Source organism: Pseudomonas sp. 9AZ (assembly GCF_902506525.1).
Classification (GTDB): Bacteria; Pseudomonadota; Gammaproteobacteria; order Pseudomonadales; family Pseudomonadaceae; genus Aquipseudomonas; species Aquipseudomonas peli.
In genome coordinates this window covers 1,498,882-1,522,955 of sequence record NZ_LR733840.1, presented here as the reverse complement: position 1 = coordinate 1,522,955, position 24,074 = coordinate 1,498,882, and the positions used below count along the sequence as shown (strand labels likewise).

General features: G+C 58.0%; 19 protein-coding genes. 12 read left to right on the top strand and 7 right to left on the bottom strand.

The genetic code is table 11. The features are described 5' to 3' along the window. Nucleotides 1-7: 7 nt before the first annotated feature. Nucleotides 8-1,204, bottom strand: a complete 1,197-nt coding sequence (locus ALTER154_RS07125) for a class I SAM-dependent rRNA methyltransferase (RefSeq protein WP_090250228.1) — start codon at nucleotides 1,202-1,204, stop codon at nucleotides 8-10. 185 nt (nucleotides 1,205-1,389) lie between these two features. Between ALTER154_RS07125 and ALTER154_RS07120 the strand changes: the two genes are divergently transcribed. The 4 genes from ALTER154_RS07120 to ALTER154_RS07105 all read left to right on the top strand — a co-directional run bounded on the left by ALTER154_RS07120 (nucleotide 1,390) and on the right by ALTER154_RS07105 (nucleotide 4,170). Beyond that, nucleotides 1,390-2,202, top strand: coding sequence for an HDOD domain-containing protein (locus ALTER154_RS07120; RefSeq protein ID WP_167144312.1), 813 nt, complete (start codon nucleotides 1,390-1,392; stop codon nucleotides 2,200-2,202). Between the two features lie 79 nt (nucleotides 2,203-2,281). Continuing rightward, entirely contained in the window at nucleotides 2,282-3,094 is an 813-nt protein-coding gene (gene mutM / locus ALTER154_RS07115; RefSeq protein WP_160085829.1) for a bifunctional DNA-formamidopyrimidine glycosylase/DNA-(apurinic or apyrimidinic site) lyase, read from the top strand. Between the two features lie 82 nt (nucleotides 3,095-3,176). Then, nucleotides 3,177-3,755: a lysophospholipid acyltransferase family protein gene (locus tag ALTER154_RS07110; RefSeq protein WP_160085828.1), complete on the top strand. Its 579-nt coding sequence runs from the start codon at nucleotides 3,177-3,179 to the stop codon at nucleotides 3,753-3,755. Nucleotides 3,756-3,831: 76 nt separating this feature from the next. After that, complete coding sequence (locus ALTER154_RS07105; RefSeq protein ID WP_160085827.1) at nucleotides 3,832-4,170, top strand: multidrug transporter; 339 nt, start codon at nucleotides 3,832-3,834, stop codon at nucleotides 4,168-4,170. An 82-nt stretch (nucleotides 4,171-4,252) separates the two neighbouring features. On the opposite strand, the gene ggt is transcribed toward ALTER154_RS07105, so the two are convergent. From ggt to ALTER154_RS07075, 6 genes are all read right to left on the bottom strand, one after another. After that, nucleotides 4,253-5,965: a gamma-glutamyltransferase gene (gene ggt / locus ALTER154_RS07100; RefSeq protein WP_160085826.1), complete on the bottom strand. Its 1,713-nt coding sequence runs from the start codon at nucleotides 5,963-5,965 to the stop codon at nucleotides 4,253-4,255. Beyond that, nucleotides 5,962-6,213, bottom strand: a complete 252-nt coding sequence (locus ALTER154_RS07095; RefSeq protein ID WP_090250215.1) for a YfhL family 4Fe-4S dicluster ferredoxin — start codon at nucleotides 6,211-6,213, stop codon at nucleotides 5,962-5,964. Before ALTER154_RS07095 ends, ggt begins: the two co-directional genes overlap by 4 nt. Before the next feature lie 174 nt (nucleotides 6,214-6,387). Continuing rightward, nucleotides 6,388-6,867, bottom strand: coding sequence for a pantetheine-phosphate adenylyltransferase (gene coaD, locus ALTER154_RS07090; protein ID WP_090250212.1), 480 nt, complete (start codon nucleotides 6,865-6,867; stop codon nucleotides 6,388-6,390). Between the two features lie 122 nt (nucleotides 6,868-6,989). Beyond that, on the bottom strand, nucleotides 6,990-8,585 hold the full coding sequence (locus tag ALTER154_RS07085; RefSeq protein WP_160085825.1) for a GMC family oxidoreductase: 1,596 nt from the start codon (nucleotides 8,583-8,585) through the stop codon (nucleotides 6,990-6,992). 43 nt (nucleotides 8,586-8,628) lie between these two features. Further along, nucleotides 8,629-9,174, bottom strand: coding sequence for a twin-arginine translocation pathway signal protein (locus ALTER154_RS07080; protein ID WP_160085824.1), 546 nt, complete (start codon nucleotides 9,172-9,174; stop codon nucleotides 8,629-8,631). Between the two features lie 52 nt (nucleotides 9,175-9,226). Beyond that, nucleotides 9,227-10,669 carry a coniferyl aldehyde dehydrogenase gene (locus ALTER154_RS07075; protein ID WP_160085823.1) on the bottom strand — a complete coding sequence of 481 codons (1,443 nt, stop codon included), beginning with the start codon at nucleotides 10,667-10,669 and terminating at the stop codon, nucleotides 9,227-9,229. 235 nt (nucleotides 10,670-10,904) lie between these two features. Here ALTER154_RS07075 and ALTER154_RS07070 point away from each other — a divergent pair, with 235 nt between their 5' ends. The 8 genes from ALTER154_RS07070 (at nucleotide 10,905) to pelG (ending at nucleotide 24,069) form a co-directional block, all read left to right on the top strand. After that, a complete protein-coding gene (locus ALTER154_RS07070) occupies nucleotides 10,905-11,567 on the top strand; it encodes a TetR/AcrR family transcriptional regulator (protein WP_160085822.1) in 663 nt (220 codons plus the stop codon). Between the two features lie 336 nt (nucleotides 11,568-11,903). Further along, entirely contained in the window at nucleotides 11,904-14,711 is a 2,808-nt protein-coding gene (locus tag ALTER154_RS07065; RefSeq protein ID WP_160085821.1) for a bifunctional glycoside hydrolase 114/ polysaccharide deacetylase family protein, read from the top strand. Then, nucleotides 14,689-18,294 carry a tetratricopeptide repeat protein gene (locus tag ALTER154_RS07060; protein WP_160085820.1) on the top strand — a complete coding sequence of 1,202 codons (3,606 nt, stop codon included), beginning with the start codon at nucleotides 14,689-14,691 and terminating at the stop codon, nucleotides 18,292-18,294. Before ALTER154_RS07065 ends, ALTER154_RS07060 begins: the two co-directional genes overlap by 23 nt. A 27-nt stretch (nucleotides 18,295-18,321) precedes the next feature. Continuing rightward, nucleotides 18,322-18,840 carry a penicillin-binding protein activator LpoB gene (locus tag ALTER154_RS07055; protein ID WP_090250196.1) on the top strand — a complete coding sequence of 173 codons (519 nt, stop codon included), beginning with the start codon at nucleotides 18,322-18,324 and terminating at the stop codon, nucleotides 18,838-18,840. Between the two features lie 5 nt (nucleotides 18,841-18,845). Then, complete coding sequence (locus ALTER154_RS07050) at nucleotides 18,846-20,213, top strand: PelD GGDEF domain-containing protein (protein WP_160085819.1); 1,368 nt, start codon at nucleotides 18,846-18,848, stop codon at nucleotides 20,211-20,213. Then, nucleotides 20,191-21,180: a lipopolysaccharide assembly protein LapB gene (locus ALTER154_RS07045; RefSeq protein WP_160085818.1), complete on the top strand. Its 990-nt coding sequence runs from the start codon at nucleotides 20,191-20,193 to the stop codon at nucleotides 21,178-21,180. The genes ALTER154_RS07050 and ALTER154_RS07045 overlap by 23 nt, the downstream gene beginning before the upstream one ends. After that, on the top strand, nucleotides 21,177-22,697 hold the full coding sequence (gene pelF / locus ALTER154_RS07040; RefSeq protein ID WP_090250189.1) for a GT4 family glycosyltransferase PelF: 1,521 nt from the start codon (nucleotides 21,177-21,179) through the stop codon (nucleotides 22,695-22,697). The genes ALTER154_RS07045 and pelF overlap by 4 nt, the downstream gene beginning before the upstream one ends. 1 nt (nucleotide 22,698) lies before the next feature. Continuing rightward, a complete protein-coding gene (gene pelG / locus ALTER154_RS07035) occupies nucleotides 22,699-24,069 on the top strand; it encodes an exopolysaccharide Pel transporter PelG (RefSeq protein WP_160085817.1) in 1,371 nt (456 codons plus the stop codon). The last annotated feature ends 5 nt before the right edge of the window (nucleotides 24,070-24,074 follow it).

Here is a 24,074-nt window from a genome sequence, read left to right as displayed (position 1 = left end):
TGCTGGATCAGCTGTTGGGCAGCAGACGCACCGTCAGACTCTTGATGTAACGGGTCTCGGCGATTGCCGGGTGCACCGGGTGGTCTGGGCCTTGAGCGCCGCGTTCGAGCAGCTGGATATTGCGGTCCAGATGGCGCGCGCTGGTCAGCAGAATGTTCTGCAGGTTGTCTTCTTCCAGGTGCATGGAGCAGCTGGCGCTGATCAGGATGCCGTCCTTGTTGAGCAAGCGCATCGCCTGTTCATTAAGACGGCGATACGCACCTTCACCGTTCTTCTGGTCTTTCTTGCGTTTGATAAAGGCGGGTGGGTCGGCGACGATCACGTCGAAGCGCTCTTCCGAGGCCTTGAGCTGTTTCAGCGCCTCGAACACATCGCCTTCGACGCAGGCAACCTGGTCGGTCAAACCATTCAGTGCAGCGTTGCGCTCCACGCCGTCGAGGGCGAAACCTGAGGCGTCCACGCACATCACGTCGCTAGCACCGAAGGCCGCAGCCTGCACGCCCCAGCCGCCGATATAGCTGAACAGGTCGAGTACGCGCTTGCCTTTGACGTAAGGCGCCAGGCGCGCGCGGTTCATGCGGTGGTCGTAGAACCAGCCGGTCTTCTGCCCTTCGATCACTGGCGCTTCAAACTTCACACCGTTCTCTTCCAGGGCAACCCATTCTGGCACCACGCCGAATGGGGTTTCCACATAACGCGCGAGGCCTTCGGCATCGCGGGCAGCGGAGTCGTTCTTGAGCAGGATGCCGCTGGGTTTGCACACCTGGATCAGGGCGGCGAGCACGTCGTCCTTGTGGCGTTCCATGGTGGCGGAAGCCAGTTGCACCACCAGAATGTCAAAGAAACGGTCGACTACCAGGCCCGGCAGCAGATCGGAATCGCCGTACACCAGGCGGTAGCAGGGTTTATCGAACAGCCGCTCACGCAGCGACAGGGCGACGTTCAGGCGATGCACCAGCAGGGATTTGTCCAACACGTGCTTGACGTCACGCGACAGCAGGCGCGCGCAGATGAGGTTGTTCGGGCTCATTGCGACAATACCCAGCGGCTTACCACCTGCGGCTTCGAGCACGGCTTGATCGCCAGCGGCAAAACCGCTCAACGGCGTGGCGGCAACGTCAATTTCGTTGCTGTACACCCACAAATGGCCGGCGCGCAGGCGTCGATCGGCGTTGGCTTTCAGGCGCAGGCTGGGCATGGACATGCTGGGAACTCCGAAAAAAGAGCGGAATTATAGCGGGTTGCGCTGCCTTAGGTCGGTTACAAAAGTCGTCTGTGGAAGTGTTGTGGGTTTAGCTAGACTGTCTACTACCTCTCATACCGGTTGTGTCCGTCATGTCTCAAGAGCTCTCCGCCGAATATATCCAGCAGGTGCTGCAGGGCATCAGCGTGCCACCGCAGCCGCAGATCATGGTGGACTTGCAGATGGAGCAGGTGATGCCGAACCCGGATCTGCGGACGATCGCCAAATTGATCAGCCACGACCCGGGGCTGTCCGGTGCGCTACTGAAATTGGTGAACTCACCGTTCTTCGGCCTGACCAATCGCATTGCCTCGATTCAGCAGGCGGTCAACCTGCTGGGCTGCAACACGGTGATCAACCTGATCAACGCTCAGTCGATCCGTGGTGAGTTGACGGATGAGGCCATCGTCACCCTCAACCGGTTCTGGGACACCGCTCAGGATGTGGCCATGACTTGCCTGACGCTGGCCAAGCGCATCGGTTATCACTCCCCCGATGAGGCCTACACCCTCGGCTTGTTCCACAACTGTGGCATCCCGCTGATGATCAAGCGCTTCCCCAATTACATGACCGTACTTGAAGAAGCCTATGCCAGTGCGACCGATGAGCGCCGTGTGGTGGATACCGAGAACCGCCTGCTGAACACCAACCATGCGGTAGTGGGGTACTTCACGGCGAAATCATGGAACTTGCCGCTGCACCTGTGCGAAGCCATTGCCAGTCACCACAATGCGCTGGCAATTTTCACAGAAGACTCCAGTCGGGATGCGCAGCTGAAAACCCTGTTGGCGATTCTCAAAATGGCCGAGCACATTTGCTCGAGCTATCGCGTCTTGGGTAACCAGCCCGATGATTTTGAATGGCAGAGCATCGAACAGCTGGTGCTGGAATATGTCGGGTTGTCGGAGTATGACTTCGAGAACCTGCGCGAGAGCATCCGTGACATGGGTGCAAGCTAGCCCGGGCTGCCTGACTCGTCGCTTTTACCCATTCCTGCTAAGGTGAGCGCCCGTTTTTCGGCTCACCTGACGATCTGCCATGCCCGAACTTCCAGAAGTAGAAACCACCCGCCGTGGCATCGCTCCCTACCTTGAGGGCAAGCGTGTCAGTCGTGTCATCGTGCGCGAGCGGCGCTTGCGCTGGCCGATTCCCGAAGATTTGGATATCCAGCTGTCCGGGCAACGCATCGAGTGTGTCGAGCGGCGTGCCAAGTACCTGCTGATCAAGGCTGAAACCGGGAGTTTGATCAGCCACCTGGGTATGTCTGGCAGTCTGCGTCTGGTCGAAGTGGGCCTGCCGGCGGCTAAGCATGAGCATGTGGATATCGAACTGGAGTCCGGTTTGGCCTTGCGCTACACCGATCCTCGGCGCTTCGGCGCGTTGCTGTGGAGCAGTGATCCGCGGAGCCATGTGCTGCTCAGCAAGCTAGGCCCCGAGCCGCTGACGGACCTGTTCGATGGCGAGCGATTGTTTCAGTTGTCCCGTGGTCGTGCCATGGCCGTCAAACCCTTCATCATGGACAACGCGGTGGTGGTGGGCGTTGGCAATATCTATGCGAGCGAGGCGCTGTTTGCTGCGGGCATCGACCCGCGCCGTGAGGCAGGCTCAGTGTCGCGGGCGCGTTATCTGAAACTGGCGGATGAGATCAAACGCATCCTCGCGTATGCCATCGAGCGCGGTGGTACCACGCTACGCGATTTTGTCGGTGGTGATGGACAACCCGGTTATTTTCAGCAGGAGCTGTTTGTGTACGGGCGTGGCGGTGAGTTTTGCAAGACCTGTGGTAGCACGTTACGTGAAGTCAAGCTGGGCCAGCGCGCCAGCGTGTATTGTCCGCGCTGCCAACGCTAAGACTTTTTTGCCAGGTTAACTTTGGCCGCTGGCACCTGTGTTTGAGCTGAACAACACAACAATAAGAATGACCGAGGTAATGATGTCCGGTAACTATTTACCCCGTAACCCTCTGGCCGAGTGGGTCGGGCGTCTGGCGCTGAAACTGATGGGGTGGCGCATCGAAGGTGAACTGCCGAAGCTCGATAAATTTGTGGTGATCGGCGCGCACCATACGTCCAATTGGGACTTTGTGATCTTTATCGCAGTGAAGTTTGTGCTGCGTCTGAATGCCCGTTGGTTTGGCAAGCACACGATCTTTCGTTGGCCTTTTGGTGGATTGATGCGGTTGTGGGGCGGCATTGCCATTCGCCGTGAGCGTCAGGGCAATACGGTCGAGCAGGCGGTGCGCGCCTTTAGCGAGCATCAGCAATTTATGCTAATCCTTTCACCCGAAGGTACGCGCAAAAAGGTTGAGCGATGGAAGATGGGCTTTTACCACATCGCCCTCGGCGCTTGTGTACCGATTGTGCTCGGGGCGTTGGACTATCAAAATCGCCGCGTCTTTATTGGTCCGACTTTTGTGCCGAGCGGGGATGAAGCAGCCGATCTCGAGAGAATACTGGCGTTTTATCGGCCCTTTATTCCGAAAAAACCTGAATATGCCTTTTATGGCGATTGACGGCCGTCACGCTGACAATTGCCAATGCACTGTTATAGTTAGTCTCACCGCCTCCTAATAGCTGAAGGATCGCCCCATGAAACTGTTCCGCTCAACCGCTGCTGCTCTGGCGCTGACCACTGGCCTGCTGGCGCTGCCGGCTTATGCTGACGCTGCGCAGCAGAATACAAGCGGCGACCCTCTTTATACGGCTAACGCACCCAAAGCGTTTTCGATGATTGGCGATCTGCTGATTGCCCGGCCATTGCTGATTGGCGCAACTGCCATCGGTGCTGTGGCATTCGTGGTGAGCCTGCCGTTCACGGCCGCTGGTGGCAATATTGGCGAAGCCGGCCATGCTCTGGTCGTTGAACCAGGTAAAGAAGCTTTTGTACGTTGCCTGGGTTGCACGACTAGCGGCTATAAGCAGAACTGATAGTTTTCGCTGCTTCTGGGCTGTCGCGGTGTTTGGTTTGGCAGCCCGGTTTGGTTTTCATCTGGCATATCAGTGATTCGCATTACTGCGGCACGACTGGTGTGGCCACCGCATTACCTATCCCTCGTGGATCGCTCGCTACTTCAACCTTCCCGCCCTGTTTGCTCCACAGCAGTACCTGTTGATTGCCGTACTGCCTGCCTGTGGATTTCAATTGATGCCCGAGCGTTTCTAGTGCCGTGGTTTCTGCTGTGCTGAAGGCGTTTGGCTCATGTTCGATGAGGTCTGGGCGGAACTGGTGGTGGAAGCGCACAGCTGCCGGCCACTGTTCAATCGGCTGATGATCCAGGTACTCCAGCATGGCTAACAAAACCATGCTGGGAATTCGGCTGCCGCCTGGCGTGCCGAAGCTGGCGAAATCCTCGGTACTTTCGATAAAACTTGGGCTCATGCTCGATAACGGCCGTTTGCCGGCGGCGATGCTGTTGGCCTGGCTACCGCGCAGGCCGTAGGCATTGCTGCCTTGGACGTCGGCGGCAAAGTCATCCATCTCGTTGTTCAACAATACGCCGGTTCCGGGCGCGGTGAAGGCTGCGCCAAAAGGCAGGTTGACCGATAGGGTGGCAGCCACGGCATTGCCTTCAGTGTCGAGCACCGAGAAGTGGGTGGTGTGGTCGCCTTCATGCCAGGCGTTGCTGGGCAGTAGGTAGTCACTTGGGGTAGCGCGTTGCGGGTTGATGCTGCTGACCAGCTGCTTTAGGTAAGCAGGTGCCAGCAAGTGCTGCGTCGGGTTATCAACAAAGTCCGGGTCACCCAGCAGGCCGCGATCCCGATAGGCGCGGCGCAGTACTTCGACGATCAGGTGTGTGCGTTGCACGCGGTCGGTTGTCTGCCAGGGCAGCTGCTGCAGCATCAGCAGGCTTTGTCCTAGGGCGATGCCACCGGCAGAAGGCGGAGGTGCGCTGATCAGTTCGCGGCCCTGATTCAATGAGACACGCAGGGGGTGGCGTTCAACGATGCGATAGTCGGCCAGGTCCTTGAGCGTCCAGATGCCACCCGCATCCCTTACGGCCTTGACCAGCTGCTCCGCGACCGTGCCGGCGTAGAAGCCTGGACGGCCCTGGCTGCCGAGCTGTTCGAGGGTGCGCGCCAGCTCCGGTTGGCGCAGCAGGTCGAATTCGTCAGGTATTTCGCCTTTGTCGAGGAAGATCCGCGCTGTTTCCCCGTCCTGGCGCATGGCCTCGATGCGCCAGCCCGCGCGTTCGCGATAGACCCGGTCGATGCTGACGCCGCTGCTGGCCAGTCGGATTGCCGGGGCCAGTGAATCGCGCAATGGCAGACGGCCGAAGCGCTCGGCCAGTTCGACCAGTGCGGCCGGCAGACCGGGGATAGCAGCAGCCAGTGCGCCATTCAGCGAAAGGTCTTTGCGGATTTCCCCGTCGACCCGGTACAGATCGGCGTGGGCCGCTTGCGGGGCGCGTTCGCGAGCATCGAGAAAGCGGTAGGTAGGCGATTCCCCGGCTTCGCGCAGCAGAAAGAAACCGCCTCCACCCAGGCCCGAGCCGTAAGGTTCAACTACCGCCAGGGCGGCGCTGATGGCCACCGCTGCGTCAAAAGCATTGCCCCCCAGGGCCAAGGTTTCTTGCCCGGCCACGGTGGCGGCAGGGTGTGCGCTGGCAATGGCGATATGTTGAGGCTGAGCGGCGGCCTGCAGCTCAAAGGCACACAGTAAGGCAAGCGCACCGAGCAGAGGGCGCCAGGGGAGCAGGCCGCGGATCAGGCGGCCGGTCTTCATGCTTTACCGGTAATGATCAGGTACTTCTGCATCAACTCATCCTTGCTCTCGACGTTGTTCTCATCGAGCGGGATGCAATCGACTGGGCAGACCTGCTGGCATTGGGGTTCGTCGTAGTGGCCGACGCATTCGGTGCACAGGTTGGGGTCGATCTCGTAGATTTCCTCACCCTGGGAGATCGCCGCATTCGGGCATTCGGGTTCGCAGACGTCGCAGTTGATGCAGTCGTCGGTGATGATCAAGGACATGACAGAACAACTCCTGCTGCAGCCCGCAGGCGCAGCCTAGATGTGTGCAGGAAGACTATGAGAGGAATTGTGCCGCATCAGGGCCGCGCATGCACGCGCCTTGCCCACGATCTGGAGTGCGCCACCCTAGTTGGATAACAACAGCGTTTCAGTCGTGAACAGAGGCTTCAGTGGTCAGCGCTTGAAGCGTTCAGTCAGCGCGGCAGCCACGGCTGGGTGCACGAAGTTGGTGATATCACCGCCCAGCGCGGCTATTTCGCGCACCAGGGTCGAGGAGATAAATGAGTACTTCTCCGACGGCGTAAGGAACAGGCTTTCCACATTGGGGGCCAGTTGGCGGTTCATGTTGGCCAGCTGGAACTCGTATTCGAAGTCGGAGACCGCGCGCAGGCCACGCAGGAATACATTCGCGCCCTGTTCCTTGGCGAAGTGTGCCAGAAGAGTAGAAAACCCCACGACCTCAACGTTCGGCAGGTGCTTGGTGACTTCGCGTGCCAGCTCAACGCGTTGCTCCAAGCTGAACAGTGGGTTCTTCTTCGGGCTGGCCGCGACCGCAATGATCACGCTGTCGAACAGCCGTGCGGCACGCTCGACCAGGTCGCCGTGCCCCTTGGTGATGGGGTCGAAGGTGCCTGGGTATAACACTCGATTCATCGTGACGTCCTGGCGGGTCCGTTGGGGAGTCGGATGGTAGCGCAGCGTTTCCCCGTGGCCAAGTCAGGTGCCACCGATCCAGGCGATTCACGGGCCGACAAGGGCCCGTGAATACCTCGCTATCAGGCGGACTTGAGGCGTTCGGCGAGTTTGCTCGCAAGCTTGGCGGTCAGCCCATAGACCGACAGTTGCGGGTTGGCGCCGATACTGGTGGGGAACAGCGAGCCGTCATGGATCGACAGGTTGCTCAGCTGGTGGTGGCGGCCCAGGCTGTCGGTGACGGCCAGCTGCGGGTCTTCACCCATGGCGCAACCGCCCATCACGTGGGCGCTGCCCAGGCGGGTACGGTACAGCTCCAGGCTGAGGTTATCGATCAGGCTCTTGGCTTCGGTCAGGGTTTTCACGTAACCGGCATCGGCATGCAGCGGCAGCACTGCCTTGGCTCCAGCGGCGAACTGGATTTCGGCCATGGTATGGAAGGCGCGGCGTACACCATCCCAGGTGTAGTCGGTCATTTGGTAGTCGAGCACCGGGCTGCCGTCACCGCGCAGTTCCACGCGGCCTTCGGCACTCTCCGGGTGGAAGCCGTCGCGCAGCAGGGCGAGCATCACGTTGGTGTTGGGCAGCTGTTCCATGCGCATGGCATTGTCGATGCCGAAGCGCCCGAGCAGGGTCGCTGTGAGCGCCGGTTGCAGCGGTGGTACTTCGAGCTTGTAGGAGAGGCGCCCGGCCGTGCCGTCGTCCCACTGGAAATGGTCGGAGTAGATCGACTGCGGTGCGCCGTAGAACGGGTTGATCACCTGCTCGAACAAGGCTGCAGAGAAGTTCACCAGGTGCAGGTAAGTGCGTTTGCCGGTGCGCTGATGCGGGTCTGGCGCATTCGAGCGCAGCAGCAAGCCAGGGGTGTTGATGCCGCCGCCCGACAAGACATAGTGCTTGGCTTTGACTGTGATTTTGCGGCCATTGGGCGCGACGCTGCGCTCGTCCATGCCGAGGCACTCGATCCCGGTAACGTGATCGCCGTCGATCAGTAATTTATCGGCGCGGGCGAGATAGAGCAGCTCGCCGCCCTTTTCCAGGGTGGCGGGGATGGTGGTGACCAGCATCGATTGCTTGGCATTGGTCGGGCAGCCCATGCCGCAGTAGCCGAGGTTCCAGCAGCCGCGTACGTTGCGCGGTATGACTTTCCACTCATAGCCCAACTTTTCACAGCCACTGCTGATCACTGCGTTATTGGCATTTGGCGGTACAGCCCAGGGCGCTACACCGAGGCGCTGCTCCATTTGCTCGAACCAAGGCGCCATTTCTTCAGGGCTATGGCCTTTGACGCCATGTTCCGTGGCCCAGTGTTCCAGCGTTTGGGCAGGGGTGCGGAAGCTCGAGGTCCAGTTTATCAGCGTGGTGCCGCCCACAGCGCGGCCTTGCATGATGGTGATGGCGCCGTCCTTGCTCATGCGGCCGATGCCTTCCTGATAGAGGCTGGCGTAGGCTTTGTCTTCGAGCATCTTGAAGTCGTCGCTGGTCTTCAGCGGGCCTTCTTCAATCAACAGCACTTTGAATCCGGCAGCGCTGAGAATCTCCGCTGTGGTACCGCCACCGGCTCCGCTACCAACGATGGCCACGTCGGCGTCCAGGGTCAGGTCGTTGTCCAGCCGTGAGCCGTTGTAGGTTTTCCAACCACGGGCCAAGCCTTCTTTGAAACTGTCGGGTACAGGCATTTAGGGTGCTCTCAGGCGAATTCTTATTAGAGATGCCGCAAGTTCAAACTGTCGGTGGGCCGGGGTAGCCGCAATGCGCCCATGACTCTGGGCGGCTGTACCAGCTCATCATCACCAGTTGCAGCAGCGACGCGTGGCCCATTTTCAGCAGGCCGATGGAGCTGTTCTGCCAGCGGTCGAGGAAGGCCTGTACATCGGCGCTTGAGGCGTTCTCCCAGCTACCCCAAATCCCGGTAAGCGGGCCGCGGGTGATCGGCAGTGCCAGTACATCGAACAGCTGCACGGTCAATTTGAGCAGTTCCGGTGATAGGTGGTTCAGGCTGTAATCAAGGTTCGCGAGGGTGTTTGATACTGCTTGCGGCAGCTGTTCCGTGGTTACGGCGCCGGCCAGCATCACCGGGATCAAGGCGTTCAGGAAGGCCAGGTCAGACTCGCGGATCACCGCAAAACCGGCTTTTGGCGTGCTGGCTGAACAGCCGCTCAGGCTGGCAGTCAGTCCCGCTGTGGCAAGCAGAGCTGAGCCCATCAAGCCAACCTTAAGCAGGCTGCGTCGGCTCAGGTTGGGCGTTTCAAGGGTGGTGTCAGGCATTATTGTTTTCACCGAGCAGGCCATGGCCCTGAGTAACCAGGGCGCGATGGAGTTAGCGAACGAAGAATTTGTACACCAGCTTCTGGATCGACTTGCCGTAAGGCGGGTAGATCATCTTGGCGGCGTTGAAGCGCTGTTTGATAAACACGCCCTTGGCCTTGCTGAAGGTGAGAAAGCCTTCATGGCCGTGGTAGTGACCCATGCCTGATGGGCCGACGCCGCCGAAGGGCATGTCATCCTGCGCCACGTGCAACAAGGTGTCGTTGATGCATACGCCGCCCGAGTGGGTTTCAAGCAGCACGCGCTGTTGCTCGCCCTTGTCATAGCCGAAGTAGTAGAGCGCCAGCGGTCGGTCGCGCTCGTTGATAAAGCTGAACGCGTCGTCCAGCTTGTCGTAGGGGATGATCGGCAGCAGCGGGCCGAAGATCTCGTCCTGCATGACCTTCATGTCATCCGTTACGTTCAGCAATACGGCATAGGGCATGCGTCGGCCCTGAGCTGCGGGATAAAGCGGAACAATGGTTGCGCCCTTGCCTTCGGCGTCCTGCAGGTAGCTATTCAGGCGTTGCTGCTGGCGCTCGTTAATAATCGCGGTGTAGTCGGGGTTGTCGGCAAGTGTTGGGTAGAAGCTCTGCACGGCATTGCGATAGGCCTCGACAAAGCCCTCCACGCGGTCTTTCGGTACCAACACATAATCCGGGGCCACGCAGGTCTGGCCGGCGTTCATAGTTTTGCCGAAGGCGATGCGCTCGGCAGCGTCACTCAGCGGCACATCAGCACTGACGATGGCAGGCGATTTACCGCCCAGTTCCAGCGTCACAGGGGTCAGGTTGTCAGCGGCGGCGCGCATTACGTGCTTGCCGATGCTGGTGGCGCCGGTGAACAGCAGGTGATCAAAGGGCAGCTTGGAGAAGGCCATGCCGACTTCCGCTTCGCCCAGCACCACGGTGACTAGGTCTTCGGGGAACACCTTGGCCAAAAGGTCTTTGACCAGTTGCGAGGTGGCGGGTGTCGACTCGCTCATCTTGATCATCACCCGGTTACCGGCCGACAGCGCGCCAACCAGCGGCCCGATAGCGAGGAACAGCGGGTAGTTCCACGGCACGATCACACCAACCACGCCTAGTGGCTGGTAGATGACCTTGGCGGCTGCCGGCATAAACTGCATGCCGACGCTGCGGCGTGAAGGCTTCATCCATTTCTTGATGCGTCTAGTCGCGTAGTGAATGCCATGCAGGCTAGGCATCAGCTCGGCGAGCAGGGTTTCGTCAGCGCTGCGGTTGCTGAAATCCTGGGAGATAGCACGGATCAGCGCATCACGTTCGTTGCTGAGCAGGTCGCGCAACACGTTGAGCCACTGGATGCGCTGCTCGGCCGAAGGCATCGGGTTGGCCTTGAACGCCTCACGCTGCCGGGCAAAGCTGTTCTCCAGCTGACTGAGCTGTTGTTGGCTGTTGTGCAGGCTTTGTTCAAGGTAAGCGACGTCGGCGACCATGGTATTGCTCCTCGGCATTCCAGCAGTGCAGTGCGTCAGAGGGTCTGAGCCGCTGCAGAAAAGGTATGCTGGATTTTTAGAGCAATTGCTCTAATCTGTCAAATAGGATGCCGGGGTCAGTCGACGGACGCAGCCCATCGAACAGTTGGTGCCGTATGCCCGTTGGTGTGCGGGTAACACTTTGGCTGTTTCTGCGTGTACCTTTGCCGGGCTTTTGAGTCGAGATCGAGCCGCTATGTCCGTCCCACTGAAAACCCGCGAACGCATCATTCAGGAAAGCCTGGCGCTGTTTAATGCGCAGGGTGAGCGCAGTGTCACCACCAACCATATCGCGGCGCACCTGGGGATTTCGCCGGGTAACCTGTACTACCACTTCCGTAACAAGCAGGCGATCATCGCCGAGTTGTTTGCCCTCTATGAAAGTCAGGTAGATACCTTTCTGCGCCGTCCTGAAGGCCGTGCGCTGACGGTGCAGGACAAGACCTTTTACCTCGAAGCGCTGTTGGCGGCGATGTGGCATTACCGCTTTCTGCACCGCGACCTAGAGCACCTGCTCGACTGCGACCCTGAGCTGGCTGAACGTTACAAGCTGTTCTCGCAGCGCTGCCTACAGCGCGCGCAGGGTATTTATCAGGGCTTTGTCGAGGCCGGCATCCTGCTCATGGATGCGGCGCAAATCGAGGCGCTGACCCTCAACAGCTGGATCATCATGACCTCCTGGGTGCGCTTTCTCTGCACCACCCGCGGCAATCCTGGCGACCTAAGCCAGGAGATGCTGCGTCGAGGTATCTATCAGGTATTGGCGCTGGAAGGTGGCTATATAGCGCCGCAGGCGCGTGATGCCGTAGAGGCTCTTTACTCCAAGTTGTATGTGCCGTTGCAGCGAGTAGTGAGTTGATTTATTGATGCGGGGCTGGTGGTTTGCGCGTTTTATTAGAAATGAGAGTCTTTGCTGGCGATGCGTCGTCGGGGGCGCTGGTGCTCGGCCGGCTTGAGTGTAAATTTAAAGTTATTTGAGTGTTTTAGGTTTTAGGTTTTAGTGAATTAAAACTTATATTGGTTTTATAGTTTATGAGTGGTTTGTCTTTGCTATAAGTTTGGCGTCATTTGTATGGCGTTGGTGTATTAACTTGCGCTGCTTGTATCTGTTGTGAATAATGGCCATGTATTTTATTGCGCTCTATTATATTTGGGTGCTTTTAAGGTTAACCAAGGTCGGTTTTAGTTAATTCGTATGGCTATTAGATTTAACCGTTTTTGGAGTCGCCAGCTGCTTAATGTTTTGAGCGCTTGGGTGGCCTGCTCAGGCTGTATTTCTTCTGCTTATGCGTCCTCTGATGTGCCGCAAAGTGTCGCGTTCTGGTACGCCGCCAATCCGCCATTTAGCGAGCTTGCTCAGTTCGACTGGAGCGTGCTCGAGCCCGAGCACGTCCAGAAAAAAGATGTGGAGCTGCTGAGGGCTCAGGGCAGTCAGCCGTTTGCCTACTTATCCGTTGGTGAGTTTCACGGCGACTTGGCCGTGGTCGGTGAGGGTGCGCAGGCGTCGACTGAAAAGAATGTGCGCAACCAAGCCTGGAATAGCCAGGTGATGCGTTTGACATCCCAGGTGTGGCGGGCGCATTTGCTAAAGCGCGCGGCTGAGCTTCGCGCCGCAGGGTATTCAGGCCTGTTCCTCGACACCCTCGATAGCTTTCAGTTGCTCCCTGAAGATGAACGAGAGGCTCAGCGCCTTGCCCTGCGAGATTTTCTTGCTGAGTTGCACCGTCGCGAACCTAGCTTGAAGCTGTTTTTCAATCGCGGCTTTGAGGTGTTGCCCGAGTTGCCGGGTGTTGCTGCTGCCGTGGCGGTTGAGTCAATTCATGCCGGCTGGGATGCTTCAAGGCGCTCATACCGCGTCGTGCCTCAGGATGATCGTGATTGGCTTGAGTTACACCTGCAGCCATTGCGCGCTCAGGGTATACCGCTCGTTGCAATTGATTATTTGCCGCCAGAGCGTCGCGATGAGGCTCGCGAGCTGGCGTGGAAGCTGCAGTCTGAGGGCTTTATTCCTTATGTCACCCTGCCTGGCCTGAATTACCTGGGGGTCAGCTCGATCGAGGTGCAGCCGCGTCGAATTGCGTTGATCTATGATCCCCGTGAAGGGCCTATGGAGGACAATCCAGGCCATATCTCGTTGGGTGGATTACTCGAGTACCTGGGTTATAGGGTGGATTACCTGCCCGCAGATGCATTGCCTGTCGGGCCAATGAGTGGGTTGTATGCAGGCGTTATTACCTGGATGACCAGTGGCTCGCCCGCCAATGCCCAGGCCTTTAATCAGTGGCTCATTGCACGCATGGACGAGCATATCCCCCTGGCGATTTTTGCGGGGTTGCCGACTGAGAACGATGGCGTACTCAAACGCCTGGGGCTGCGCTTCATGTCTGCGCCCTTGAGCGGAACGGCGGAAGTGGTCGAGCACGATGCTAAATTGTTGGGTAGCTTCGAGGCGCCGCTGGTTGCGCGCAGCCGCGATTTGCCTGCGTTGACTGTGCTTGATGGGGATACTCAGCCAGTGCTGGCGCTGAAGGGGCGTGAGCCAGGTGTTTACACGCCCGTTGCTCTCGGGGTGTGGGGCGGGATTGCACTGTCACCTTATGTGTTCGAAGAGGCGCAGGGGCAACGCCGTTGGATTCTCGACCCCTTTGCCTTCTTGCAGCGTGCATTGCAATTGCAGGTCATGCCCAGGCCCGATGCCACCACTGAGAATGGTCGCCGCATCGCCACTGTGCACATTGATGGTGATGGGTTCGTCTCTCGCGCCGAGATCCCCGGTACGCCTTATTCCGGCGTTGCCGTCCTCAAGGAGTTCATCCGGCCCAATCCCTTTTTGACTTCTGTTTCGGTGATTGAGGGCGAGGTCGGGCCGCGGGGGAAGTACCCTCACCTTGCTCGTGAGCTTGAGCCGGTTGCTCGCGAAATCCTGGCTGACGACAAAGTAGAGGTGGCTACACACACCTTTAGCCATCCTTTTTTCTGGCAACCTGAGTTGGCCGCAAAGCGTGAGGGCTTCAACCCGGAATATGGCTACATGATGGCGATTCCGGGGTATGACAAGCTGGATTTCACGCGTGAAATTGTCGGGTCTCGGGACTACATCAATCAGCGCCTCACCACGGCTAAAAAACCAGTGAAAATGGTGTTCTGGTCGGGTGATGCCATGCCGGATGCTGCCACCATCAAGCTGGCTTACGACAGCGGCTTGGCCAACGTCAATGGCGGCAATACGGCATTGACCAATGCCTACCCATCGCTCACAGGTCTCTATCCGCTGATTCGGCCGACTGCGGGGGGGCTTCACTACTACGCGCCGGTGATTAACGAGAACGTCTACACCAACTTGTGGACAGGTCCGTATTACGGTTTCCGCGGGGTGATGGAAACCTTCGCGCTGACCGATAAACCACGCAGACTGCGCGGGCTTCACCTTTACTACCACTTCTACTCAGGCACTAAACAAGCCTCCATCAAGGTGATGCACGATATCTACCGTGACATGCAGGATCAGCAGCCCATCTCACTGTGGATGAGCGATTACATTCCACGCATGCATGGTCTCTACCAAGCCAGCTTGGCTAAGCGCAGTGATGGGAGTTGGCAAATCCGCGCGATGGACGGGTTGCGTACCGTGCGACTTGACCCTGCAATGGGTTGGCCTGATCTGCGTCGTTCTGAGGGTATTGCCGGTGTACGTGATCTGCCCCAGGGACGTTATGTTCATTTAAGCCGTGACCACGCCGTGCTGGTCTTGCGTGATCAGCGCGATCCGCGTCCATCGCTTGAACAAGCCAGCTTGCCATTGCTGGCGTGGGATTACTTGGATGATCAACGCGTGCGCCTGTCGTTCGCGGGCAACCTGCCGTTGAGCTTCAGTGTTCGCGCAACTGGCAGTTGCAGCCTGGTCGTGGCGGGGAAAACATACGCTGGACTTCAGCGGCAGGGGTTATGGCATTTTGATGTGCCACTGAAGCAGGTGCTTGATGCCCAACTCACCTGCCGTTAAAACCAGGCGTTTGCTGAGCCCTTGGACCCTGTTGCTGGTTGCTCTACTCGTCGGTGGGCTGCTGGTGTTGGTCTATAAAGGCGAGGATGCATTTCTGCCAGACGGCAAGCAGCCAGATGCCGTATCGATCAACTATTCGGAGCTGCTGCTTGAGGCGCACCCTCAAGACCAGGCGCTGCGCCTCAGCCTGATTGAGCAATTGATTGCCTTGGGTGATTACCCGCGCGCACGAAGCCATCTGCTCAAACTCAGCCCCGCGGGAGTAGACAGCCTCCCTTTTTACCGTGCTGAGCTTGATGCTTTGCAGGCATTGGCCGACCCGCAAGGTATTGAACCTTCCCTCAAGAAACAGCTGATTGAAAGCTTTGCTGCGCTCGATCGTTCTGTGTTGTCCGATGCTCAACGATTGCGTATGGCGAAATATGCCTTGGCGTTGGGTGCGCCGGCGCTGGCGGCGCCAGTTTATGCTGAATTGGCAGCTCGTGACCCCGCGCGTCATGTGGAATGGCTCGGCGAGGCCGCGAAATGGTACCTCGCCAGTGGTAACGCTCAGCTAGCCGCTGATTTGTACTTGGAGTTGATGGCGTCCGCAGCCACCCCAGATGCGCGTATGGACTTTCTTGAGCAGGCTTTCTATAGCCTGTTGTCAGCTGAGCGCGGCGAGCGTGCGGTGGAGTTGCTCAGTCAGCACATGCTTGAGCTGAACGGAACAGACACTGTTCTGTTGGAGGCAGCGGTGAGGGCCTCTGTAGGCAGTCATCGTTATGATTTGGCCGAATTGTTCGTGGAGCGCTGGCGTTCCCAGCGTCCTGAAGATCCTGAGGCGTTAGCCGTGGAAATGCGGCTGCACCTGGCCGCCGGTGACCTTGAACGTGCGTGGGCGACCGGGCAGGTGTTGCTCCACGATAGACCTGATGACCTTGAACTGTTGTCGCAAATGGCCAAGCTGGCGGAGTGGACCGCACGACCACAGGACGCGCTGCGTTATTGGGTGATGGCCTTGCAGCTCAAAGATGATGCCTCCATGCGTGAGCATGCCTGGCGCCTGGCTGCCCAGCTGTTTGACTTTGATCAAGCAATTCCCTTGTTGGCACAGTTGGCGCAACAGCGCCGGCTAACCGATGAAGAGCTGGATGCATTGGTTTACAGCCATCAATCGCGGGGTACACCTGAGCAGGGTGAAGCCTGGCTGCGCAGCTATGTGCGGCAGTACCCCGAGCAGAAGATCGCCTGGGTGCGTCTGCAGCAGATTCTCGAACATACCTTGCAATATGAGCAGGAATCCCACTTGTGGGCCGAGATAGATAAACGCTTCGGTTTGACCATCGAGCAGCGGGTACGGTGGGCGGAAGTGGATTGGGCGCGGTTTGATGCGCCTGCGGCCTGGGCTGTGCTGGATGCTATCGATAATACTCAGGTGGAAAGCAGCGATTACTGGTTTCTGCGCGGTAACCTCGCCTGGGAGCTGGAGCGCGACGATGATGTGCGTGCTGCATACGAGCGGCTCTTGGCGCTGGATGGAACGCTAGGCAGTAATGCCGAAGAGCGTTTGATCCATATTTATACCCAGCAAGCCCCCGAAAAGGCCTTGGCTCTGCTGATTCAGAGTTGGCAGCGTAATGCGGATCCAAGACGGTTGAGCAGTGCGCTAAGCCTTGCGGAACAATTGGGGGAGTGGCAGCAACTGCAGGCGCTGGTCGACCAAGCCAGCCGCTCGCCTAGTGGTGCTCGGCAAGCCTCGGTGTTGAGCGCGCGCGGCGTGCTCGCCAGCCGGAGCGGGCGAATGGATGAGGCCGAACGTATTTATCGCCTGGGGTTGAGCCTATACCCGGATCAGAACGTATTTCGTCAGCGCTTGCTTTGGCTGTTTATTGATCAGGGGCGCCGAGATGAGCTGCCGGTTTTGCTGCAACAGTGGCGGGCTTTAGCTGCCAATGACGGTGAGCTGTGGCTGCCATTCGCCAGTGCCAATATGCTGTTAAACCGCACGGGGCCGGCACTGGGCTGGTTCAGAATGTACCTAAGGTTGCGCCCTGGTGACTGGTTGGTTCAGTCCGCCTATGCCGACGCCCTTGAAGGTGCGGGCTATGCGGACAAGGCCTTGCGCCTGCGCACGTTTCTACTGTCGCGCATTAAGCCTGGGCAATTGGCAGGCAATCCTGAACGTTACAGCATGTACTTGCGCCTGTTGGGCGGTACGCAGTCTATGCGCAGTGCCGAGCGCCAGGCGCTGATGTGGCAGGACGGCTCGTTGCCAATGTTGCAAGTTTGGTTCACTCAGTTTCTCACTCAACTTGATGCTAGCAATCAGGCAGCGTTGAAAGATCAATGGCTGGCCTGGGCGCGCAGTCAAGGGTTAAGCATCAGTCGCTATGAGCAGCTGCAAGAAGCGCTGCGTGCGCAGAACCGCCAACAGCTTGAGCATCTGCTTGCGGAAGGTGGTCTTGATCCCTCTCAGCGTGTCGAGGCGCTAACTCGCTTGGGTCGCAGTGGTGCGGCACTAGGTGAAGGCTTGGCCAGTCTGTCGGACGAACAGGTCTCCGGTGTGCGCCAGCAGTTGCTGCGTCAGACTGTGGAACTGCACGAGCGCATGCCGCAGGGCATGCAGCTTGGCTGGATGCAGCGTGACTTTGGCGGTATTGACCTGTACGGCCCGTCTCTGCAAATAGCCCGGCACGTAGGCAACGACTGGTATGCCGACGTGAGGTTCAGCCAGGCGCAGTATGACGGTGAGACGCTCGACAGTGATGTGCTGGGTCGCGAGACAAATGCCAAGTTGATGTTGCAGCGTGAACTGAGCGATGGCGCTTTTGCCCTGACTTTTGACGGCAGTTTACGCACTGATGAGGATCGCCTGGGGTTTGGCGTTTTGCGTTCGTGGCAGGTGTCCTCCCGTGATGAACTGCAGCTAGGGTTGGACTGGCATCGGGAAACTGATCAGGGTGGACAGCTGCGGGCATTGGGCATGCGAGATGGCCTGAATGTCAGTGGACGGCACAGCTTCTCAGCGCGTGATCAACTCAACTGGTCGCTGGGGCATCAGCGGTTTGCGACACGTCAGGGCGATGCGATTGGCAATGGTGAAGAGTTCAACCTCGAACTCACGCATGCAGTTTTTTTTGAGGGGCCCGCTTGGTTACTGCGTAGCGGTGTGAACTACCAGAACAACCGTTTAGAAAGTGGTATTGATCCCGATCTTCTGAGTACACGGCAGGAGATTGACGAGCAAGGTGACACCATCAGTGTGCCCAATGGCGGGCCATTGAATATTGAAGGTGCCGTGGCGAGTGACCTGCTGCAGGAGCGATTCGGCCAGTTGTATGTCGGCAGCACTTGGCGGCGTGGTTTTCCCGGTGCGCTGAACCGTGGGCGCGCTCAGTACACCTGGCTGGTCGACGTACTCGCAGGTTGGCAGTGGACCGAGCAAGAGTTCAATTACGCAATCAATACCGGCTTGGGTGTGGAAGTGTTGGGTGATGACGAGCTAGCCGTGACCTTCGGTTACCAATCGGCACCGCGCAGTGGTGGTGGCGAAGCGGGTGGGACTTTTGGTTTGACCTATAGCGCCCGTTTTGGGCGTTGATCAGAGATTTAACAGGAGAAATACACGATGTTATCCATTCGCTGCCTGGCCCTGATGGCCGTTGCACTTTTGGTCACGGGCTGTTCAAGCTTCACCCGCGAAGCGAGTGAATCGCTACCGCGTGACGCACAGTGGGGGCTGCTGCCGCTGATCAATTATTCCCAAGCACCGCAAGCGGGTGAGCGCAGCGAGCACATTTTGCTCAGTGTGATGGCCGAGGAGGGATTGCGCCCACGGCTGTACCCCGTCGTTACGCAAGATGAAATGCCTCTGCTGGATGATCGTGAACGCTTTAATCAGGCATTGGCGTGGGCGCGTCAGGAAAACCTTGATTACGTTGTCAGCGGCAGTGTTGATGAATGGCAATACAAAAGCGGCCTCGATGGCGAGCCAGCCGTGGGTATCAGCCTGCAGATCATCGAACCGAACAGTGGCCGTGTAGTGTGGAGCAGCAGTGGCGCTCGCGCCGGCTGGTCACGCGAAAGCCTGGCAGGGACTGCGCAAAAAGTGTTGCGTGAGCTTATTGGCGATTTGTCGCTCGAGTAATTGTTATGGACTCGGCGCACAAGGATTTCACGCTAGCCCCACGTGCCAGTTCGCACGTTTCGTGGCTGGAAACACTGATACTGACTGGGCTGGGACTGGGCCTGGGGTATTGGCTGTCACCTCATGATCCAATGTTGGTACACAACACTTTCCCGTGGTTGGTGTTGGCGCCCCTGTTGCTGGGTATGCGCTATGGCTTTATGCATGGCCTGATCAGTGCGGTGCTGCTGGTGTTGGTTTTGTTTGCCTACCGCGCGAGCGGTTATGTGGTGTATCAGGACATACCGGAGTCGTTCATCGTTGGCGTGCTGATTACCGGCATGCTGGTGGGGGAGTTTCGCGACATCTGGGAGCGTCGTCTGGAACGCCTGGACATGGCCAACGACTATCGGCAGCTGCGCTTGGATGCGTTTACGCGCACGCACTACATGTTACGGATCTCTCACGACCGCCTTGAGCAGCGTGTGGCAGGTAATGACCGCAGCTTGCGCAGCTCGCTGTTAGGCTTGCGCAGCCAATTGCGTGCGTTACCCCGTGGTGACGATGCGTTGGCCGCGCTCGCTGAGTCGATCATGAACTTGTTGGCACAATATGGCTCGTTCCATGTGGCGGGGTTGTACCGTGTAGCTCCCAGTGGTCAGCTTGAATTGCAACCACTGAACAGCTTGGGTGCGGGCAAACCCATGCGGGCAGATGATTTGCTCGTCAAGCTTTGCCTGGAACGCGGTGAGTTGCTAAGTGTGCGGGAAGACCTGTTAGAGCGTGGTGAGAGTCGCGAGCATTCCCAGTACCAAGCGTGCATTCCCTTGGTCGACACCGAAGGTCGGATCCTGGCGCTGCTGGCTGTTGAGCAGATGCCGTTTTTCTCCTTCAACGACAGAACCTTGAGCCTTTTGGCGATTCTAGCCGGACACATTGCCGACTTGTTGTTGAGTGATCCGCAGGCGCTTCAGCTCGAGGACAGTGATGCCCAGGTGTTCAGTCAGAACCTCAAACGTTGTTTGCACGATGCCCAGCAGCATGGCCTTGATGCCTATTTGTTGGGTTTCACCGTGGGCCCGTCAGCGCACCGTGAGGAATTGTTGAACCTGCTCGAAAGCAGTCAGCGCGGACTGGATCTGCAGCTCAAATCTGTTGATCAGTCGAATCCCTGCGTGTTGGTGTTGCTGCCACTGACATCGGCTGAAGGCTCCAAGGGTTACCTGCAGCGTCTGCACAGCATGCTCACTGAGCGTTTTGGACTGGGGCAGACGCTGGAAAGTCTCGGTGTACGCACCCACCACTATGACATCGGCGTCGGGCGTGAGCGCGAAGCATTGCGTCACTTCCTATTCAATGAGTGTGGGTTCGATGATAAGCAAGTGGCTGTTTAGCGGCGCCTTTGTATTTGAGTTAGGCAGTTGGGGGGCGTTGTTCCAAGAGATGCCTATCGGCGCGGCCGCGCTGCTGTTCGTTTCTGCCCATGGCATCAGCAGCGTGCTGCTGGCGGCCGGTGTCTGGCTGCTACTGCCAAATCGCTACAAATTTCCATTGCCGTGGAGCCCGCTGTTTATCTTCAGCCTGTCTTTCTTTGTCCCGGTACTGGGCGCTATTGGGGTGGCCATCGCGGTCTTTCCGGCGCTGTACATGCCGCGCACGCAAAAAGAACAGGCCTGGGATGCGATTGGCGTCCCTGATCTGCCGTTTCGTCCGCAAGAACGCAGCCGTGACTTGATGTTCCAGGACGGTGGTTTACAGGACGTATTGCGCCATGCGCCCAGTGCGCAAAAGCGCGTGAGTGCCTTATTCGCCACCCGGCGAATGCCGAGCAAGGACTCGATCCCCATTCTCAAGCTGGCGCTGCGCGACCCTGCGGATGATGTGCGATTACTGGCCTACTCGATGCTTGATCGGCAAGAAAGCGAGATCAATCACCGTATCCAAGTGTCACTGCAGCAACTGGCCGATGCGACCGGTGCTCACAAGGCCGCTGTGCATGCCACGCTGGCGCGCTGGTATTGGGAGTTGGCCTACCTGGGGCTGGCTCAGGGCAGCGTGTTGGAGCATGTACTCAAGCAGGCGCGTGAGCATGTCAACAGTGCCTTGGCGCAGGGTGCGGGCGACGACAGTCATCTTTTGGCTGCACGGATCTCCATGGAAATGGGCGATCTTGAGGGGGCGGATCAGCATTTGCTGGACGCACAAGCAGCAGGCATTGATTTAGAAAAGCTGCTGCCGTTTATGGCTGAAATTGCGTTCTCCCGCGGCGATTACACCGCGATTGCGCAGCTGCTACGACAGCTCCCCGAGGACATGCTGACGCGGCCGCCCTTTGCGGCCCTGGCGAGATACTGGTTATGAAAACTCCTGCGGTTGAGGCACCTATTGCAGATATCTGCCTATTGCTGGAAGGGACTTGGCCGTATGTCCGTGGCGGGGTATCTAGCTGGGTCAACCAACTGATTCTCGGCCTGCCTGAGCTGACCTTTTCGGTGTTTTTTATTGGCGGTCAAAGCGGTGCGTATGGCAAACGCCAATACGCTATTCCGGCGAATGTCGTGCATATCGAGGAACACTTCCTCGAAAATGCCTGGAAGCCCGGTGATGCGGTCGTTGCCGCCAAGCGTGAGGGACCGCGTCAGCTGATGCGTGACATGCACGTCTTTCTCCATCATCCAGATGAGCCCAGCCTGGAGCAAGGTCAGGCCATGTTGGAAAACCTCGCCAATGGCGCGATGAGCCTGGACGATGTGCTGCACAGCCGCGCTAATTGGGAGGCCATCACCGAAGGCTATGTGCGCCACTGCAGCGACCCTTCGTTTGTGAATTACTTCTGGACACTGCGAACCATGCAGGCGCCGCTGGTGATGCTGGCTGAGGCGGCGCGCAAGCTGCCGCGTGCGCGCATGTTGCACTCGATCTCAACGGGCTATGCGGGTCTGCTGGGCAGCATCCTGCAGCACCGCTGGAAGTGTTCGTACGTGATCAGTGAGCACGGCATTTACACCAAGGAACGTAAAATTGACCTGGCTCAGGCGAATTGGATTTCCGAAAGCCCGGATGAAATGCTGCGCACCGGTCTGGATGCCGAGGTCAACTATATCCGTCGGTTGTGGATCCGTTTTTTCGAGCGAATTGGTTTGCTGGCCTATCGGTCAGCCGACCCCATCATCGCGTTGTATGGCGGTAATCGCACTCAGCAGATTAATGATGGTGCTGATCCCGCTCGCACGCGGGTCATTCCTAATGGCATCTCGATGGAAGCCTGGAAAGATGCCATGCAGCAGCGTCCTGAAGGCATTCCCAAGGTGGTTGGGCTGATTGGTCGGGTCGTGCCGATCAAGGACGTTAAAACCTTTATCCGTGCCATGCGGGGCGTGATCAGTGCCATTCCAGAGGCCGAAGCGTGGGTTGTCGGGCCTGAAGAGGAGGACCCGGAGTACGCGCAGGAATGCCACAACTTGGTCCTGAGCCTTGGGTTGGAGGGTAAGGTCAAGTTCCTCGGCTTCCGCCGAATACACGAATTGCTGCCTTCTCTGGGCATGATGGTGTTGACGTCCATCAGCGAAGCGCAGCCATTGGTTATCCTTGAAGCATGGGCCGCAGGTACACCGGTTGTGAGCAGCGACGTGGGCTCGTGCCGTGAACTGATCGAAGGTGCGCCGGGCGAGGATCGCGAGCTTGGTATCGCCGGCGAGGTGGTGGCCATCGCAGATCCGCAGGCAACCGCGCGTGCGATTGTCGAACTGCTCAATAACCCGCAGCGCTGGCATGCCGCCCAGGCCGTCGGGCTGGAACGCGTCAATCGGTTCTACACCGAAACCCTTATGCTAGAGCGCTATCGCACCCTGTACCGCGAAGCCATGGAGGCTGTTTGATATGGCGGGTATTGGTTTTGAGCTGCGCAAGATACTGTCACGTGATTCTTATTCGGCAACGTTGCGGGCATACCTCTATGCGGGCTTGATCAGTTCCGGACCCTGGGTGCTGTCGATCATCAGTGTGATGTTGATCGGGGTGATCAGCCTTGGGGTGGTTGTGCCGGACAATACCGTGCGGCAGTTCTTGGTCACGGTTACCTACTTGATGGCCAGTTCGCTGATTTATACCGGCGGCGCGCAGCTGTTTTTTACCCGCTTCATTTCTGACAGGCTGTTTGAGAAGAAGAACGACCGTATCCTGCCCAATCTGCTGGGCATCATGCTGATCGTCACGCTGTCCTCGGGTGTGCTGGCCAGCCTGGTCATGGGGTTTATGTTCGACGAGCCCTTTGCGTATCGCCTCTTGGTACTGGCCAACTTCGTAACGCTCTGCAACCTATGGTTGGTGATCATTTTTCTATCGGGTATGAAAGCCTATAACCGCATTCTGCTGGTTATGCTTGTGGGCTATTCATTGATGGTGGTGTGCGCGTTCTTTCTGCGCTTTTTGCACATGAATGGTCTGCTGCTGGCCTTGCTGATCGGTCATGGCAGCCTGCTGTTTATGTTTCTGTTCGATATCTTGCGTGAGTACCCCGCCAAGCAACTCGTTGCGTTCGACTTTCTCCAGCGTCGTCAGGTTTTTATCAGCCTGCTGGTCACGGGCTTTTGTTACAACCTGGGCATCTGGATCGATAAGTTCATCTTCTGGTTCAACCCGCAGACGTCCAGCGAGGTTATCGGCCCGCTGCGCGCCTCGATGCTCTACGACTTGCCAATCTTCCTGGCGTACCTGGCCATTATTCCTGGGATGGCGGTGTTTCTGGTGCGCATCGAAACCGATTTTGCCGAGTGGTATGAGCGGGTCTACTCGGCGATTCGCGGCGGGCAGACGCTGCAGCATATTGGCGTACTGAAAGAACAGATGATTCTGGCCATCCGCCAAGGCTTGTTAGAAATCTGCAAGGTACAAGGCTTGACCGTGGTCCTGCTGTTCCTCCTGGCACCGGCAATGTTGGAGTGGCTGGGTATTTCAGCGTATTACCTGCAGCTGTTCTACGTTGACCTGATTGGGGTGAGTATTCAGGTGGTGTTTATGGCGTTGCTGAACGTGTTTTTCTACCTCGATAAGCGCGCCATTGTGCTGGAGCTTTGTGTGCTGTTTGTGGTGCTCAACGCTGCTCTCACATTGCTGAGCCAGTATATGGGGCCGACGTTCTATGGTTATGGCTTCACCCTGTCGTTGCTCGTGTGCGTATTACTCGGTCTGATGCGTCTCTCCAGTTCGCTTGAAGACCTGGAATACGAGACGTTTATGCTAAGCCGCTAAGCCGC

Coding starts and splice junctions, on each gene's coding strand:
- ALTER154_RS07125 (WP_090250228.1), bottom strand. CDS start 1,204: ATGTCCATGCCCAGCCTGCGCCTGAAAGCCAACGCCGATCGACGCCTG.
- mutM (WP_160085829.1), top strand. CDS start 2,282: ATGCCCGAACTTCCAGAAGTAGAAACCACCCGCCGTGGCATCGCTCCC.
- ALTER154_RS07110 (WP_160085828.1), top strand. CDS start 3,177: ATGTCCGGTAACTATTTACCCCGTAACCCTCTGGCCGAGTGGGTCGGG.
- ALTER154_RS07105 (WP_160085827.1), top strand. CDS start 3,832: ATGAAACTGTTCCGCTCAACCGCTGCTGCTCTGGCGCTGACCACTGGC.
- ggt (WP_160085826.1), bottom strand. CDS start 5,965: ATGAAGACCGGCCGCCTGATCCGCGGCCTGCTCCCCTGGCGCCCTCTG.
- ALTER154_RS07095 (WP_090250215.1), bottom strand. CDS start 6,213: ATGTCCTTGATCATCACCGACGACTGCATCAACTGCGACGTCTGCGAA.
- coaD (WP_090250212.1), bottom strand. CDS start 6,867: ATGAATCGAGTGTTATACCCAGGCACCTTCGACCCCATCACCAAGGGG.
- ALTER154_RS07085 (WP_160085825.1), bottom strand. CDS start 8,585: ATGCCTGTACCCGACAGTTTCAAAGAAGGCTTGGCCCGTGGTTGGAAA.
- ALTER154_RS07080 (WP_160085824.1), bottom strand. CDS start 9,174: ATGCCTGACACCACCCTTGAAACGCCCAACCTGAGCCGACGCAGCCTG.
- ALTER154_RS07075 (WP_160085823.1), bottom strand. CDS start 10,669: ATGGTCGCCGACGTCGCTTACCTTGAACAAAGCCTGCACAACAGCCAA.
- ALTER154_RS07070 (WP_160085822.1), top strand. CDS start 10,905: ATGTCCGTCCCACTGAAAACCCGCGAACGCATCATTCAGGAAAGCCTG.
- ALTER154_RS07065 (WP_160085821.1), top strand. CDS start 11,904: ATGGCTATTAGATTTAACCGTTTTTGGAGTCGCCAGCTGCTTAATGTT.
- ALTER154_RS07060 (WP_160085820.1), top strand. CDS start 14,689: ATGCCCAACTCACCTGCCGTTAAAACCAGGCGTTTGCTGAGCCCTTGG.
- ALTER154_RS07055 (WP_090250196.1), top strand. CDS start 18,322: ATGTTATCCATTCGCTGCCTGGCCCTGATGGCCGTTGCACTTTTGGTC.
- ALTER154_RS07050 (WP_160085819.1), top strand. CDS start 18,846: ATGGACTCGGCGCACAAGGATTTCACGCTAGCCCCACGTGCCAGTTCG.
- ALTER154_RS07045 (WP_160085818.1), top strand. CDS start 20,191: ATGATAAGCAAGTGGCTGTTTAGCGGCGCCTTTGTATTTGAGTTAGGC.
- pelF (WP_090250189.1), top strand. CDS start 21,177: ATGAAAACTCCTGCGGTTGAGGCACCTATTGCAGATATCTGCCTATTG.
- pelG (WP_160085817.1), top strand. CDS start 22,699: ATGGCGGGTATTGGTTTTGAGCTGCGCAAGATACTGTCACGTGATTCT.